At 42.2% G+C, this 14,937-nt stretch carries 13 protein-coding genes and 1 pseudogene; 4 read left to right on the top strand and 10 right to left on the bottom strand.

Translation table 11 applies throughout. The annotated features are described in order from the left end of the window. From ACYVGZ_RS03245 to ACYVGZ_RS03285, 9 genes and pseudogenes are all read right to left on the bottom strand, one after another. Window positions 1-1,159: pseudogene (locus ACYVGZ_RS03245) on the bottom strand (methyl-accepting chemotaxis protein); the annotation flags it as partial. Window positions 1,160-1,370: 211 nt separating this feature from the next. Further along, complete coding sequence (locus ACYVGZ_RS03250) at window positions 1,371-1,685, bottom strand: DUF3301 domain-containing protein (RefSeq protein WP_460751137.1); 315 nt, start codon at window positions 1,683-1,685, stop codon at window positions 1,371-1,373. Between the two features lie 245 nt (window positions 1,686-1,930). Further along, the gene (locus tag ACYVGZ_RS03255) at window positions 1,931-2,464 is read right to left on the bottom strand and encodes a flavodoxin (protein ID WP_460751140.1); all 534 of its coding nucleotides are present in this window, start codon (window positions 2,462-2,464) and stop codon (window positions 1,931-1,933) included. 21 nt (window positions 2,465-2,485) lie between these two features. Continuing rightward, window positions 2,486-3,373 (bottom strand): helix-turn-helix transcriptional regulator, encoded by an 888-nt coding sequence (locus ACYVGZ_RS03260; RefSeq protein WP_460751143.1) that lies wholly within the window; start codon window positions 3,371-3,373, stop codon window positions 2,486-2,488. Window positions 3,374-3,465: 92 nt separating this feature from the next. Further along, complete coding sequence (locus tag ACYVGZ_RS03265) at window positions 3,466-4,839, bottom strand: sigma-54-dependent transcriptional regulator (protein WP_460751146.1); 1,374 nt, start codon at window positions 4,837-4,839, stop codon at window positions 3,466-3,468. Then, complete coding sequence (locus ACYVGZ_RS03270) at window positions 4,829-6,913, bottom strand: sensor histidine kinase (protein ID WP_460751149.1); 2,085 nt, start codon at window positions 6,911-6,913, stop codon at window positions 4,829-4,831. Before ACYVGZ_RS03270 ends, ACYVGZ_RS03265 begins: the two co-directional genes overlap by 11 nt. Window positions 6,914-6,956: 43 nt before the next feature. Next, complete coding sequence (locus ACYVGZ_RS03275; protein WP_460751152.1) at window positions 6,957-7,907, bottom strand: AEC family transporter; 951 nt, start codon at window positions 7,905-7,907, stop codon at window positions 6,957-6,959. A gap of 29 nt (window positions 7,908-7,936) precedes the next feature. Next, window positions 7,937-8,614, bottom strand: a complete 678-nt coding sequence (locus tag ACYVGZ_RS03280; RefSeq protein WP_460751155.1) for a response regulator — start codon at window positions 8,612-8,614, stop codon at window positions 7,937-7,939. Between the two features lie 19 nt (window positions 8,615-8,633). Next, window positions 8,634-10,043: an ATP-binding protein gene (locus ACYVGZ_RS03285; RefSeq protein ID WP_460751158.1), complete on the bottom strand. Its 1,410-nt coding sequence runs from the start codon at window positions 10,041-10,043 to the stop codon at window positions 8,634-8,636. A 185-nt stretch (window positions 10,044-10,228) separates the two neighbouring features. Between ACYVGZ_RS03285 and ACYVGZ_RS03290 the strand changes: the two genes are divergently transcribed. The 3 genes from ACYVGZ_RS03290 to ACYVGZ_RS03300 all read left to right on the top strand — a co-directional run bounded on the left by ACYVGZ_RS03290 (window position 10,229) and on the right by ACYVGZ_RS03300 (window position 12,227). Beyond that, window positions 10,229-11,107, top strand: coding sequence for an acyltransferase (locus tag ACYVGZ_RS03290; RefSeq protein ID WP_460751161.1), 879 nt, complete (start codon window positions 10,229-10,231; stop codon window positions 11,105-11,107). Window positions 11,108-11,254: 147 nt separating this feature from the next. After that, the gene (locus ACYVGZ_RS03295) at window positions 11,255-11,971 is read left to right on the top strand and encodes a YebC/PmpR family DNA-binding transcriptional regulator (protein WP_460751164.1); all 717 of its coding nucleotides are present in this window, start codon (window positions 11,255-11,257) and stop codon (window positions 11,969-11,971) included. Between the two features lie 61 nt (window positions 11,972-12,032). After that, a complete protein-coding gene (locus tag ACYVGZ_RS03300) occupies window positions 12,033-12,227 on the top strand; it encodes a DUF1289 domain-containing protein (protein WP_460751167.1) in 195 nt (64 codons plus the stop codon). 3 nt (window positions 12,228-12,230) lie between these two features. Here ACYVGZ_RS03300 and ACYVGZ_RS03305 read toward each other — a convergent pair whose 3' ends face one another. Continuing rightward, window positions 12,231-13,454, bottom strand: a complete 1,224-nt coding sequence (locus ACYVGZ_RS03305; protein WP_460751170.1) for a glycosyltransferase family 4 protein — start codon at window positions 13,452-13,454, stop codon at window positions 12,231-12,233. Window positions 13,455-13,619: 165 nt separating this feature from the next. On the opposite strand from ACYVGZ_RS03305, the gene fabV reads away from it, so the two are divergent. Beyond that, entirely contained in the window at window positions 13,620-14,822 is a 1,203-nt protein-coding gene (fabV, locus tag ACYVGZ_RS03310; RefSeq protein ID WP_460751172.1) for an enoyl-ACP reductase FabV, read from the top strand. Window positions 14,823-14,937: the final 115 nt, after the last annotated feature.

A 14,937-nucleotide genomic window follows, 5' to 3' on the forward strand; every position in this document is an offset into this window, starting at 1 on the left:
TGGAGTTGGTTTGTTCGCTCACTGAACGGTTGCTGTTCGCAATGTTGGTGACGGCTTGGTTAAGCTCAGACACCATGTTGTTGACATCACTTGTGGTGCTCACCACATCGCCAATAACCGACCCTAGGCCGTTGGTCATTTCATTGACAGAAGAACATAGGGAGTCAAACTCATCATTACGCTTGTTATTCACAGCTAAACGAGCAGTAAGATCACCGCTTTTAACTTTACCTAGGTCGCTAATGATTTGTGTAAGGGTCTTATTCACACTGCGGCCAATACCAAGCATCATTAAAGAAGCAATCACGGCAACCAAGACACTAACAAGGATCAAACTGATACTGGCCTGTTGAGCGCTTTCGTCTGCTTGTTGACGGGCTTGGCTTACCATATCCTGCATGAGCTCAGAGGCTTCAGTGCGGATTTGTGTGTACTCTTGGCGGCTGGCTTTGAATTGCTCAAGATTAGCATTAAGGGTATTGCTTTCTTGCTCAAATTCTCTGGTAGCCTCTAAGTAGTTGTTGATAATGGGACCAAAACGTTCTTCAAGGCCAAAATTTACAACGCGTTCGTAAAATTTATCAAACCTCGTTTGAAATTCAGTGCGATTTGCTTCTGAAGGTTCAAAAATAAAGTTTTTTTCAGCTTCACGTACAGGGAGAAATTCCTGCTTTATTAAACTCAGGAAAGAAACCTCTTCGGTGACCGTTTCACCTTGCATGGCAATTTTGTTTTTAATTCCTGAAGTGCTGCTAAATCCTACTTTATATTGCTGGGCTACTAAGGACGTTAGTGATTGGCTGTAATTCGTGACGGCCATTTTTACATCGTTTAGTTTTTGCTTGGAAACTTCATCTTCTAGAAGTTGTAGGTTCTCGTCTAAAGAAGTGTTGAGAGATGAGAAACTGGTTTCTAATTGTGTTAGGAAAGCATCGTAAGACTCATCATTTAACTGACTTAGTGCGTCGTATTGTTCCATAAGGCTGATCGTCATTGAATCTAAATTTTTATCGACCTTAGTGAGGTTTTCAAACTTATTAGAAGCATCGTTTTGCACATTAAGGCCGTTCAGGGCGACCAATGCAACAACAACGAAGCCTATTATTGCAGCACCTAATAAGGTAATGAGTTTGGTGCGGAAACTTAGGTTTTCTAACATGGCTATACCTGTCTTTATTATTTGTATTTTTAAGCAACACAATGATTACGAAAGATAACAATTTATTTTCACACTATAGCACTATGTTGTGAAAATGAAAGTAAATAGCCTAATTGATTCACTGATTTGTAAGGGTTTTTTACAGTAAAAAGATTATTAGGTTTGAAGGATGTCAAAAACCTTATCGTATTTTTAAAGTTAGAATATTTTTTTAAAAATGGTGGGGGCTTATCCAAATGTCTTTTACCTTGGGTCCAATAAAGGTAATGAAACCTTGGTAGCGTGCACTGCCTGTAGAGGTAAATTCGAATTGATAGGTGCGAATGATACAAGGCTGGCCGTGTTGCCAACTAGGGCGCCATTTTTTACCAGCGACACTATCATCTAATAATTGCAGGTTATGTTTTTTACAATGCTGCTTAGCGTAATTCAGGGCGGTTTCTCGAATGGTTAAATTGCGCCACCAAAAGTACACTAATAAAGAAAAAATCAGGGCAACACTAAGTTCGGTTAGAGTGAAGTTCATTGTCTATCTCATAAAATATGAGAAGTAAGGATATAGTAGATGCTAGCAGTATGTCATCTTTAAAAAGCGTGTGGCTACTCCCAAAGCAGGAGAGAGAAATAAGGAGTAGCCACAGTCTTCACACAAACAGGAATAAGCGTTATAATCGTCTCACTATTGAGAGTTAAATTTGGCCATTCGGGGCAGCGAATGAGTGGAAATCCAAATTGAGTCAATAACTCTTAGTAGTGGCCAGTCAGTGACAATCAAGCGCTTGCAACCTCCTGTTCTGCGTAAAGTTGGATGACCCACTGTTCAATGCGTTGATCAGTGAGGTCGAACTGTTGATCTTCATCAATCGCTAAGCCAACAAAATGTTCTTTGTCTTTCACGCATGCTCTTGATGCTTCAAAATCGTATCCTTCAGTAGGCCATTCACCAATGAAGGTTGCTTTAGTCGGTAACAGTTTTTCGTACAACCAGCCCATAGCATCAACAAAATAATCACCATAGCCAAATTGATCGCCAAGACCATAAAGTGCGATGGTTTTGTCTTCTAATGACAGTTCACTTAATGCCTCACCTAGGTCTTCCCAGTCTGACTGTATGCCACCAAAGTCCCATGTAGGGATGCCAAGAATTAACATGTCATATTCTTCGAACAAGCTAGGCTCAATGTCTTTAATGTTAAAAAGTTCAATGGTTGCGCCTAACTCTTGCCATTGCTGCGCAATTTTATGGCCCACTTCTTCGGTGTTGTTAGTGTCAGTGCCATATATAAGAGCGATGGATTGATCCATATTGTATTTTTTTCCTACTGCTTAGTGAATTTGTGCGTATTGCTGAGTGCTGACGCCAAAATGTTGACGAAATTCGGCTTCAAATTGATCTTCTGAAAAACCGCTCTGCTCCAAAATGTGCTGTTTATAGCCTGGATTCTTTCTGAGTTGAGTGGCAGCAAACTGTAACTTGTTTTTTAGGTAATAACTTTCAATGTCTTGCCCTGCCAAGAAGTAGAACCCTATCGCTAGGGCTTCTTGGTTTAGACCGACCTTTTGAGCCAAATGTTTGAGTTCTGGGTAGCCTTGCAGGGGTGCTTCAAGCAAGTTTTGTGCTTGAAATACCTTGCTTTGACAATCAGCACAACCAGATAAATGGTTAAGCATTTGTAATTGTTCGATTAAACTGAATATGACATTGTAGAGGTGGCCTGCCAAACTGATAGAGTGGCCTGTGTGGCTAAAAATAGGAGCACACGCTTGGCTTGTTTTATCAGTTAAAGGTAGGCGAATAACCTGGCTTTCAAAGCCTAATTTTGTTTGCATAGCAGAGAAGTGCTGAACAATCTGATCTTCTGTTTCGCCCAGGATATTCGCAAGCTGGTCCGTCGTAATTTGGATCTGCATTAGACTGCGTTGGGTTTGAGCCGGCATGCTGACTTCGCCAGAAACATTTTTTGCTTGATAACTGATTTGAACAGATTGAATGTCATCCACATCTTGAATAGGGCCTTCACCTAAAAAAGAGAAGTACAGTCCAGCTGCGGCTGTTTCTGTAAAAGTAATGTCTTTTTCACAGTTAAGGTGTTGATCAACTAAGTGGAGTTTCGGTAATAATGATACACGACGCTTATGGCCGGTGATGAAAGGTGCCAAAGCATCGTGGACCTTACCATCCTTATTATAAACCTCGTGCATATTTAAGTGCATTACTTGCATCCCGTTCGTTGATAATGGTTATTATTAAAAAACAAACAGAGTTTAAACGCAAGTGATTCTCATTAAATATTTTGTAATTTTATTTAATTGCTTAAGTAGTCGTTTCTATTTAAGCCATATTTTTGCATTTTTTGGTTCAGGGTTCTCCTTGGCAACTGTAGTTGCTCGAGAACCGCTTGAATATTGCCCATATTTTGTCTGAGGCTGGACTCTATTAAACTACGTTCAAACTCTTGAACTTTTACACTCAATGGTAGTGGGGCTTGAGTGTCAATGTCATCTTGAGCTTGATATCCCGCCAATATTTTGGCGACACTGGTGTTGGGCTCCAGTGCATATCTTAGTGCGACATTTCTAAGTTCACGTACGTTACCTGGCCAGCCATATAAGGTGAGCGTTTCAAGGTCTATAGGGCTTAAAGAGCGAAAAGGGGTTTGGCGCTCTTGGGCGGATTGCCTCGCAAAGTGCTCAAAGAGTAAGGGGATGTCGTCACCACGATGGCGAAGTTCAGGTAAGTGAATTTGAGATACATTGAGTCGAAAAAACAAATCTTGGCGAAAGTCATCTAGAGTCTGTAGATCACTTTTTGCTGCTGCAACCACCCTTAAATCGATGCTAATGGTTGTGTTGCTACCAATACGCTCTAATTGGTTTTCTTGCAGCACACGCAAGAGTTTAATTTGCATGGCGAGGGGCATGCTTTCTATTTCATCTAAGAATAAAGTACCACCACTTGCGTGTTCTAGTTTACCTATTCGGCGTTTATTAGCACCTGTAAAGGCCCCCATTTCGTGCCCAAATAGTTCACTTTCAAAAAGATCTGCGGGGATGGCAGCACAGTTTATGGCAACAAATGATTTGCTGCTGCGAGGGCTACAATCGTGTAAAGCTTTCGCAACAAGTTCTTTCCCGCACCCTGTTTTGCCGTATACGATGACATGAGTGTCTATACTGGCGAAAGTGTGAATTTGTTTTCGTACCCTGACCATCTGCTCATGTTGCCCAATAATAACCTCTTCAAGGCCCTGCAAATCGCCAAGGTACTGAGCTTGTTGTGCTTGTTGGTACTGAAGTTCACGTAGTTGAATCGCTTTCTCAACGGTTTTAGTGAGACGGTTGGGGTCAAATGGTTTTTCAAGAAAATCGAAGGCTCCGTCCCTAAGTGCATTCACCGCTGTATCTACATCACCGTGGCCTGTAATTAAAATTATGGGGGTCTTTTGGTCTTTTGATAAACACTGATTCATTAAGGTTAGCCCATCTAAGGGCTCCATGCGGATATCGCTAACAATAATACAAGGACTTTCTGGCGTGAAGTCCTCAAGTAAGGTCTGAGCAGTTTGATATTCACGTACCGAATAATCAGACAGACGAAGCCATTGAGCAGTTGTTGATCTGACAATGTCATCGTCATCGACTAGCCAAATTTCGATGGGGGTAGAAGGGCTATTGCTCATAATTAGCCTTTTGTAATGTAAGTAAGAATAGGAGTTGAGAGTTATCTGTTTGTCTTGCGCAAAGTTTACCATTCATGTCTTTAGCAAGGTTGGCGCTAATAGCCAGCCCAAGTCCCAACCCTTTTCCAATGGGTTTGGTGGTAAAGAAGGGTTCAAACAAATGTGTTAATTGTTCTTCTTCTATGCCTTTGCCATTATCCGAATAATGTAATGTTAAGACACTGTCCTGATCGTTTAGGCTGATGTTGATCATTGGGCTAATGTTATGCTCGCTGCAAGCCTGTAAAGAGTTGCTAATAAGGTTAGATAAAATACGTTCAAGTCGAATGGGCTCGGCCATAACTAAAGGTGCTTGACTGAGTGACACTTGCCAGTGAATCTTGCTGGCACCTTCTCCCAAACTTTTGATGGCATTTTGCAAGCAGTCTTCAATGGAGGTGGCTTGGAGTTGCTCAGGACGACGATAAGCCAACACCTTCAGCTCGCTGGTAAGATTTTGCATTCGGCTCACTAGGTCGGCAAGATCGATAAGGGTTTTAATGGCCTGATCTGATTGCTGGCGCTTTAACAATAGTTCAGCAGTGTAGGCTAACGTTTTAATGCCTGTTAATGGTTGGTTTAATTCATGGGCAATGGCGGTGGACATTTGGCCAATAGCCGCGAGTTTTTCCGACCTAAGTAGTTCCTTTTGGGCTTTCTCTAGAGCGATGGTTCTGTCTAAAACGCGCTCTTCGAGCTGTGCGTTCATTTCCTTGAGTCTTAGCTCTGCATCTTTTCGCTTGCTGATATTAATGAGAGTGACCAGATGGCCATGACTGTCACTCCATTCGAGAGACGAAATGGATAGTAAAGCAGGAAACAGTTCTCCATTGTCCCTTTGTAATAATACTTCTTGCTCTAGGAAGTGGGAGGTTTCTAACTGTTTTTCCGCAAGTGCTTGTAGGTACACAATGGCTGCGAGGTTTTCATCGCGAGCGGGTAGTAAGGTTTTGAGCTTGCGACCTATTAGGTTGGTCTTATCGCCAAAATACCTTAATCCCATGGGGTTAATAAAATCGATATCCGTATTGGCATTGAGTTGTAACAAGCCCACATGAGTTCTTTCAATTAACGCCCTTTGTAATTGAGCGCTTTTGGCAATCAGTGCTTCATTTTCCAGTTTAGATTGGATTTTTAATGAGCGTTCTCGACGATAAAGCCAAAACAGCCAAATTAGGGCGCAGACCCCTAAGCTAATAAAAGCAATGTTATGAGCTTTCTTTTCAATGTTATTGAGACCAGAAAAATAGTGGATTTGCCATTTTAGGTCATCAAGTATGACACTTTGCAGTAAGTAATTTTGTTGGTTGTAGAAGTAGGTTTTGGTTTGAATAAAATTAAAAAGCTGAGTGTGTTTTGCTTCATCGATCCAATGCATATTGAAAGTATTGTTTATGCGGTTTGCTAAAAATATCAGGTTGTTCTGATCTGTCATAATGACAAGGTCGCCAGATAGGCTCCAGCGTTCAATAAGGTCATTAACATCAATACTGACTGCTACTGCGCCCACTAACCCTGCACTGGTATAAACAGGGGCGAGGGCAAGGTGTGTAGCCTGGTTTAATGAGCGGTTGTAGCCAGAAATAAGTACGGGTTCTCCTTGTTGTTCGTTCAGAACTTTTTGGAGGTCTTTGGCCGCAAAATAGTCGTTGATATCAAAATCAGGGTTTTGATTACTGGACAAGAGTCGTTCCCCCATAGGGGATAACACCAACCAATCTTGAGTTTTTGATACATGAGTAAGATCTTCTAAGTGTCGAGTTAGTTGTTGTTTTATTTGCGGCTGAGTATAGGGTGAGCTGATAAAACGCAGTAAAGTCGGGTTGTCAGCTAAAGCGTAGGGAAGTATTCGATAACTCTCTAGCTCGCCGCGTAATTCGATAATGTAATCCAAAAGGCGGTCTTGGCCAGAAGAGTGACGCTCTATAATGAGGGCTTGGTAAGCAATGGTGTTAATGAACCAAAAAATAACCGCAAAAAGACAAGCGCTGATCGTTATAAAGGTTAGGCGGGACTTTTTTAAACGATTAACCAAGGTGTGTATCCAGACAAAAATTATAGCTAATAGTATAACGTTGTTAGATGAGGTTAAAGCTTCTTAGTAAGGTTATGCCAATGCTGGTAGTGAGAAGCGATGCAATGGTGGTGATCACAATGATATTAGCTGCCAGTGCTGAGTTGCCATTCACTGCTCTGACCATTACATACCCAGCAGAAGCAGAAGGAGCCGAAGACATTAAGAAGAGAACTCCCAGTGTCATATCGCGATAACCTAGTAAATACCCGCCAAACGTAATGAGAAAGGGCAGTAATATAAGTTTGGCAACTGAAGCTAATGCGGCATCGGACAAGCCTTTACGTAGTTCACTAAATTTAAGGGACGCACCCGCACAAATTAAAGCCAGTGGCAGGGTCATTTGCGCAAAATAGCTGCCAACTTGTAAGGCCAATTGGGGCAGCTTAAGACCACTGGCTGAAAATGCCAGTGCGGCTAAGATAGAAATAATTAATGGATTTTTAAAAAGGGCCACTATGGTGTCTTTAACACTTTTATTGGCTCCCATTGAGCGGTTTAAGGTGACCACGGAAAGTACGTTGAATAAAGTAGTAACACCACCCAAATAAATGGAAGCAATAGAAAACACACCATCGCCATAGGCGTTAACGCAGTATGCAAGGCCAATAATGCCCATGTTAGAGCGAAAAGCCCCTTGTACGACGACGCCACGGTCAGATTTTTCTTTAACATAATAGGTGGCGAGAGCTTCAATTGCCAAATAGGTGAGAAACACGGCCAACATGGCGTAAATAACAAGTGAAAAATCGGTGTCTGCAGTGAGGTTTGTTTTTGAAATGCTAATGAAAAGTAAAGCAGGGAGTGTGACGTTGAAAACTAATTTAGATGCACTGTCTATGAACTGGTCATTAATAATGCGCATTCGCAACAGTACGACACCAACAAAAATAATGATAAATATTGGCGCGGTAATGGACAGCGAAAAAGCCAGTACATCTAAAAAATTGCTCAACTCGACACTTCCTTGCTTTTCAAAGAGGATTAGTCATTATTTTCGAAGCGGTAACCAGCTCCATAGACAGAGTGAATGACGTTCAACTCAGGAGCAACAGCAGAAATCTTTTTGCGTAATTTCTTGATGTGACTGTCAATGGTACGGTCACTTACTACACGGCTATCAGCGTAGATGCTTTTCATAATGAGGTCTCGACCAAAAACGCGGCCAGGCTCTTTAATGAGAAGTTGCAGAAGTTGGAACTCAACGGTGGTTAGATCGATTAACTCACCTTTGTAAGTTGCACGTAGACGGTCAACATCAAGATCAAAGCCATCTGTGCGAGGTGCTTCAGTTTGATCAAGCTCTACTCGGCGTAGATTGGCTTTGACACGAGCAACAATTTCACGAGGGCTGAAAGGTTTACAAACATAGTCGTCTGCTCCCATTTCAAGACCGATGAGTCGGTCGATCTCTTCTGCTTTCGCCGTGACCATGATGATAGGAACACCACTGAATTGGCGAACCTGTTTGCACACCTCAATGCCGTCTAGGCCAGGTAGCATTAGATCAAGAAGAATGAGGTCAACTTGATTGTTTTTTACATGGTTTACAACAATGTCGCCACGATCTAGGTGGTGATTGTCGTATCCCGCTTGAGTTAGGTAAGCGGACATTAATTCAGCTAATTTTGGTTCGTCTTCTACAATGAGTACATTGCTCATAATATTCTCACTTCCTGAGTTATTTTAATGGGAATTCAACTTTTACACCCAATCCACCATCTGGGGAGTGGTATGCACTAATACTTCCTTGGTGGCCAGCAATAATTTTAGTGCAAATTGCCAAGCCTAAACCGCGTCCACCTGTTGCTCTATTGCGTGAGTTTTCGATACGGAAAAAGGTGTCAAAAATTTTGTCTTTGTTTTCATCACTAACGCCAGGTGCGGTATCTTCAAAAAGAACAAGGGCTTTCTGGTCTTGTTTTTTTACATACACATTTAAATGGCCAGGAGCGTCGGTATATTTCAAAGAATTATTCATCAAATTAGAGAATAACTGATATAAACGATCTGCGTCACCTGAAATAGTAACAGGTTTTTTGGTTTTTGAATGGAAATCTAGGGTTAAGCCTGCATCACTAAAGGGAAGCTTCATGCTTTGGCAAGCACTTTCTACTAATTCATTAAGGTTCAATTCATCCATGTTGTAGTTAATGTTGCCAGTGTCGTGCATGGACAGTTGATTTAAATCATCGATCAAGCGAGCAAGGTGGATGGTTTCGTGCTGCAATGAGGCCAAACTGTCGGCGTTCACAGGGATAATGCCGTCTTGCATGGCTTCAATTTCGCCACGCAAAATAGCTACGGGTGTGCGTAGCTCATGGGCAGTATCTGCTACCCAGCGTTTACGGGCTTCTTGAGTGTTTTCCAGGGTGCTGGCAAGGTGGTTGAAATCTCTTCCTAACTCGGCAAGTTCATCGCTGCCATTTACTTTGATTCGAGTGTCAAACTTGCCTGCAGCAAGTTTTTTCGTTGCTCCACGTATCATGCAGATAGGATTACTCAACCATTGGGCTAAGGGCCAAGTGAGTAAAGCGGTAATAGCCAACATGAAGGCAGAAATAAAGAGGAAGGTTTCCCCTTGTTGTCTAACAAAGCTTAATGTTTGGTCTTGAATTAACTCTTTAATCGAACGCAGGCCGACATAGCCAACAACATTGTTGTTTACCATTACTGTGTGAGTTTCTGCATTCTTAAATGGGGTTTCTCCTATAATCGGAGTTTTACTCGCATCGTAAAGCAGAAAACGCTTACGATAGTATTGGGAAGGGTAGATCATATCTAGGTTTGGGGTTTTAGGTGGTGTCGATAAGCTATGATAATTTTCCAGTTTTGCTTTGAACCAAGCTTTTTCAAGCTCGCTTTCACGCACAAGAAAGCCCCAGTTATCATAGTAATGGTATAAATTGGCAGATCGGTTCGACATTTGAACTAAGAAATCTCTATCCCTTTCGTTTGTATAGGATACAAAGCCACGATCAAAGCTCCACTGGAAAACTTGCCACATGGAAACAATCAGCAAAATATTACTGAGCACAAATATTAGAAAGAGTTTGTGTCGTATTCTAAACCCTTTAGTAATGGACATCATTTGTGTGTTACCTATTTTGGATGCTTGATGGATAAGGCTGTCATTTCATTTATGCCTGTTACCTATTAACTATAACGTTTTTATTAGAAAAAATGCTATTGGCTTCCGGTGTAAATAATGAGGATTTCCCATCTATAGCTGGCTTTAGTAATATTTGTGTTTTGAGTTAAAGCAGGTAAAGCGGTTTGTTTCATAATTTGCGTGCGATTATGTCGTTTGTGTTGCTAATGATTAATACGCTATTTTGGTTTCTACCCATAATGTTATTAGCGCTAGTTAAGTGTTTATTTCCCTTCTCTTGTGTGCAGCATAAGGTGAATGGGTGGCTAGATAAAATGGCAACCTTATGGATTGCTTTTAATAATTTAAATCACGAAGTGCTAGGTCGTAGTTATCTTGAGCTGGACTTTGAGGCTAATCTGCTTCCTGGGCAAAGTTATATGTTGATTGCAAATCATCAGTCGTGGGTCGATATATTAGTGTTACAAAGGGTTTTTAATCGTAAAATTCCTTTTATTAAGTTTTTTCTAAAACAAGAGTTGATCTGGGTGCCGTTTATCGGATTGGCTTGGTGGGCTTTAGACTTTCCTTTTATGAAGCGCTATAGCCAAGAAAAACTAAAAGAAAATCCGGCCCTAAAGGGGGCGGATATTGAAGCAACCAGAAAAGCTTGTGCCAAATTCGGTTACGCGCCGACAGCAATTATGAACTTTCTTGAAGGTACTCGGTTTACCCGAGATAAACACCTTGCCCAGTCTTCTCCATACAAAAATCTTCTCAAGCCTAAGGCGGGTGGCTTGTCTTTTGCGTTGACTGCAATGGAAGGAAAAATTGATGCCTTGTTGGATGTGAGTATTGTTTACCCAAAGGGTGTGCCAAGTTTATGGCAATACCTTTCTGGTGAAGTGACTACTATTAAGGTGCACGTGAGAAGTCATGTTGTGACCCCTGAATGGCTTGGAGATTATCAGCTGGATGATCAGTATCGAGATTGGTTTCAAAAGCATGTCAACCAGCTTTGGGAGCAAAAAGATCAATGGATTGAAAAAATGCACTCCCAGTAGAGCGCATCGCACTGATGCTCTAGAAATAAGAGAGACTTAATTGTCCTGCAAAGATTTTTATAGGACACAAACAGGTTAAGCAGTTCCTTCTTGGCAAGGGAAACGTTAAAATCTTTTTTTTACAAATGAACAGTATAGGAATTCATAATGGGCAGAGCCTTTCAAAACCGCAAAGAGTCCATGGCTAAAACGTCAGATCAAAAAGCAAAGGTGTACAGCAAATATGGTCGTGAAATCTATGTTTGTGCAAAGTCTGGCGGTGTTGACCCCAATGGTAATTTGGCGCTTCGTTCCTTGATTGATCGAGCAAAGAAAGATCAAGTGCCCACTCATGTGATTGATAAAGCGATTGATAAAGCCAAAGGTGGCGGTGGCGAAGATTTTGACACAGCTCGTTATGAAGGTTTTGGTCCTGGTAACACTATGGTTATCGTAGATTGTTTATCTGATAACCCTAACCGTACCTTTGGAGATGTGCGTACTTGTTTTAACAAAGTAAAGTGCAAAATCGGTACACAGGGCAGTGTCAGCCATATGTTCGACCATAGCGCGATTTTTGTGTTTGCGGCGGACGATGAAGAGGCTGTTCTTGAGGCCTTAATGATGGCTGATGTGGATGTGACTGATATTGAGTTGGAAGAAGGAAAGATAACTGTTTTCGCTCCGAATACTGACTATAATAAAGCGAAAACAGCCCTAACGGATGCTTTTGGTGATATTGATTTTGATGTGGATGAAATTCAATTTGTTCCTCAAAACACTCTTGAGATAAGTGGTGAAGATGTCGAGCAGTTCGAGCGCTTTCTTGAGATGTTAAATGATCTGGATGATGTTCAACGCGTTTATCATAACGCTGAATTTTAATTTCATGGTTAATGATCACCGCTTAGCGGTAGCTAGAGCGGTGATTCTTTAGGAAACTCCTGTGGACGATACTCCCGAGCGTTCAATTGCTTCCCCTTGCACTCATATCTGTTCTTTAGATGAGCACGATGTGTGTATTGGTTGTTACCGCACTGGTCTTGAAATAACTCAGTGGGGACGCATGACTGATGAAGAAAAACGCCAAGTGTTGGATAAGGTGCGCCAGAGAGAAGCGCACAGTATCTGGGTTAGTTGAAACTTATTTTTTATTCTTTAGCTCGATCCACTGTGACATATATTGAGTGCTTTTTAAGCTGTGGTGGCGCAGCATGGCGCCTAAAAAGTGGCTCTTTCTCAGTTTGTCCTTCAGTTGTAGTTGTAATTTTATCCGTTGCATGAATTTTTGTTCCCACTCATCTGCCTGGTAGTAGCGGCTAAGAATTTCAAAGCCATTGCTCTGCATTAATTGCCAGCTCGCTTTGTCCTCATATAGGGCAACGGCTGCGTTGGCAAATTCTTCTGCCTCCTCTGCGATAACCCCGTTCCACGGTAAGTGGCCATGCATGGCTTCCGCGCCAATTGGGGTGGTGATACTAGGCGTTCCCATCTGCATGGCTTCTACTAACTTGCCCTTAATGCCAGCTCCAAACCTTAAAGGGGCTAAGCATAGGCGTGCTTGTTTCATCACAGCGTGAGCGTCATCAGCCCAGCCTTTTACCAGAAAACCTGTTTTGGGTTGGTGTAACTGGGTGGCTTTGGGTGGCGGGTAGGCGCCATAAACACATAGGTTTGCATGTGGGAGTTGTTTGCGAATAAGGGGCCAGATGCGTTGCTTTAATTGGAGTACTGCATCCCAATTTGGAGCGTGGCGAAAGTTACCGATTGAAATAAAGTTACTGCGCTCCTCAAAACTGGGTGCTTGGGTTGGCGTTGGGCTTGGAGGAAGCATAAAAGGAAGGTGGAAAACATGGCTGCTTGGAACGTGGAACTGGTTGATTAATAGTTCTTCTTCAAATTGAGAGATCATTAAGGTCAAATCACTGCGTAAAATGGCGGCAACTTCCCGTATGCCAAGGTCGCTGTGCATTTTTTCTAGTGCAAACGGGGTGTTGGATTTGACGGCCTGGTGGCGAGCATCACGTAGTGAGTGTAGATCTTCGGTGTTGAGTATCCGAAGCGCTTGAGGGGTGTGTTTTTCCACTCTCCAGCCAAATTGCTCTTCCATCATGAAGCGGTCGAAAATGACTAAGTCGGGGGCCAGATTCACAATATAGTCGTCAAAACTATTGTTGTTGAGCTCAATGGTATCTGATTGGATGTTGAGTTTGGACAGGTCTGCCATGTGTTCCGTTTGTTGGGCGGGGCTGGCGAAATGAATTTGCCATTGATGCTTATGAAAGCAATGCAGTAGTTGCATCATGCGGCTGCCTGCGGCAGAAGAATTTGGCTCAGGCCAGACGTATCCAATTACTAGAAGGCGCACTTTGAATCTCTTTTATTGGTTTTTACATTGTTGAATGTCATTGAGGTTAGGACATATAGGTGAAGCTATTGTATCATGGCGGGTAAATGAGTGTGGTAAGAGCAAGCCAAAGAAGGGCAGGCCTACGACTTATCTATTAGTTAAATATGATGTTGAGAAGAAACTATGATCATTAAACCAAAAATTCGTGGATTTATTTGTACAACTACCCATCCTGTGGGTTGTGAGCAGAATGTGAGAGATCAGATTGCTTATACAAAACAAAAAGGGGCGATCAATAACGGCCCTAAGAAAGTCCTTGTTATTGGTGCATCAAGTGGTTATGGGCTGTCTTCTCGAATTGCGGCGGCGTTTGGTTCTGGTGCTGCAACCATAGGTGTGTTCTTTGAAAAACCAGGTACTGAGAAAAAAACAGGCACAGCAGGCTGGTATAACGCTGCAGCGTTTGATAAAGCGGCGAAAGAAGAAGGCTTGTATGCTAAAAGTATTAATGGCGACGCTTTTTCTAATGAGGCCAGAGATCAGGTTATTAACCTAATCAAAGAAGATTTAGGTCAAGTAGATATGGTTGTTTATTCTTTGGCTTCTCCTGTTCGTAAACTTCCTGATACTGGTGAAGTCGTGCGTTCAGTACTTAAGCCTATTGGCGAACCGTACCGCTCTACTGCCATTGATACCAATAAAGATGTCATTATTGAGGCAGAAATTGAGCCAGCTACTGAAGAAGAGGTAGCGGCAACCACTACAGTAATGGGTGGACAAGACTGGGAGTTATGGATGTCGGCTTTAGCTGAAGCAGGTGTTCTGGCTGAAGGTGTACGCACTGTTGCTTATTCTTATATTGGTTCTGATATTACCTGGCCAATCTACTGGCACGGTGCTTTAGGTAAAGCAAAAGAAGATCTTGATCGTGCCTCTGCAGCAATTGATTCAGAGTTGACGAAGCTGGGGGGTGGCGCGAATGTGGCGGTGCTGAAATCAGTTGTGACTCAGGCTTCTTCCGCTATTCCTGTTATGCCATTGTACCTGTCAATGGTGTTCAAGGTGATGCGCGAAAACAATCTGCATGAAGGTTGTATGGAGCAGATTTATCGTATGTTTGCTGAGCGCCTTTATAATGATTCAACACCAGCTGAATTAACCGACGACAAAAATCGTTTACGCCTTGATGATTGGGAGCTTCGTGATGATATTCAGCAAGCTTGTCGTGACTTGTGGCCAACGATCACAGATGACAATCTATTTGCTGAAACAGATTACCAGCTTTATAAAGATGAGTTCTTGAAGCTGTTTGGTTTTGGTGTCGATGGGGTGGATTACGAAGCAGAAGCGGATCCAGTTGCTGAGTTTGATGTCATTACTCTTTAAGTGGTTTTGAGTAAAATGAAAAGGAGTGCTAATTTTTTAGTGCTCCTTTTTTATTGTCTGAGAATCTCTTATAGTGAACGGGTTGGCTGCTAAGTCTCTAATTTGAATGGTTTGG

Source organism: Marinomonas epiphytica (assembly GCF_054780655.1).

Excerpts from the sequence above, each read along its gene's own strand:
- ACYVGZ_RS03280 (WP_460751155.1), bottom strand. The coding sequence starts at position 8,614 with ATGAGCAATGTACTCATTGTAGAAGACGAACCAAAATTAGCTGAATTA.
- ACYVGZ_RS03260 (WP_460751143.1), bottom strand. The coding sequence starts at position 3,373 with ATGCACTTAAATATGCACGAGGTTTATAATAAGGATGGTAAGGTCCAC.
- ACYVGZ_RS03250 (WP_460751137.1), bottom strand. The coding sequence starts at position 1,685 with ATGAACTTCACTCTAACCGAACTTAGTGTTGCCCTGATTTTTTCTTTA.
- fabV (WP_460751172.1), top strand. The coding sequence starts at position 13,620 with ATGATCATTAAACCAAAAATTCGTGGATTTATTTGTACAACTACCCAT.
- ACYVGZ_RS03265 (WP_460751146.1), bottom strand. The coding sequence starts at position 4,839 with ATGAGCAATAGCCCTTCTACCCCCATCGAAATTTGGCTAGTCGATGAC.
- ACYVGZ_RS03255 (WP_460751140.1), bottom strand. The coding sequence starts at position 2,464 with ATGGATCAATCCATCGCTCTTATATATGGCACTGACACTAACAACACC.
- ACYVGZ_RS03295 (WP_460751164.1), top strand. The coding sequence starts at position 11,255 with ATGGGCAGAGCCTTTCAAAACCGCAAAGAGTCCATGGCTAAAACGTCA.
- ACYVGZ_RS03285 (WP_460751158.1), bottom strand. The coding sequence starts at position 10,043 with ATGATGTCCATTACTAAAGGGTTTAGAATACGACACAAACTCTTTCTA.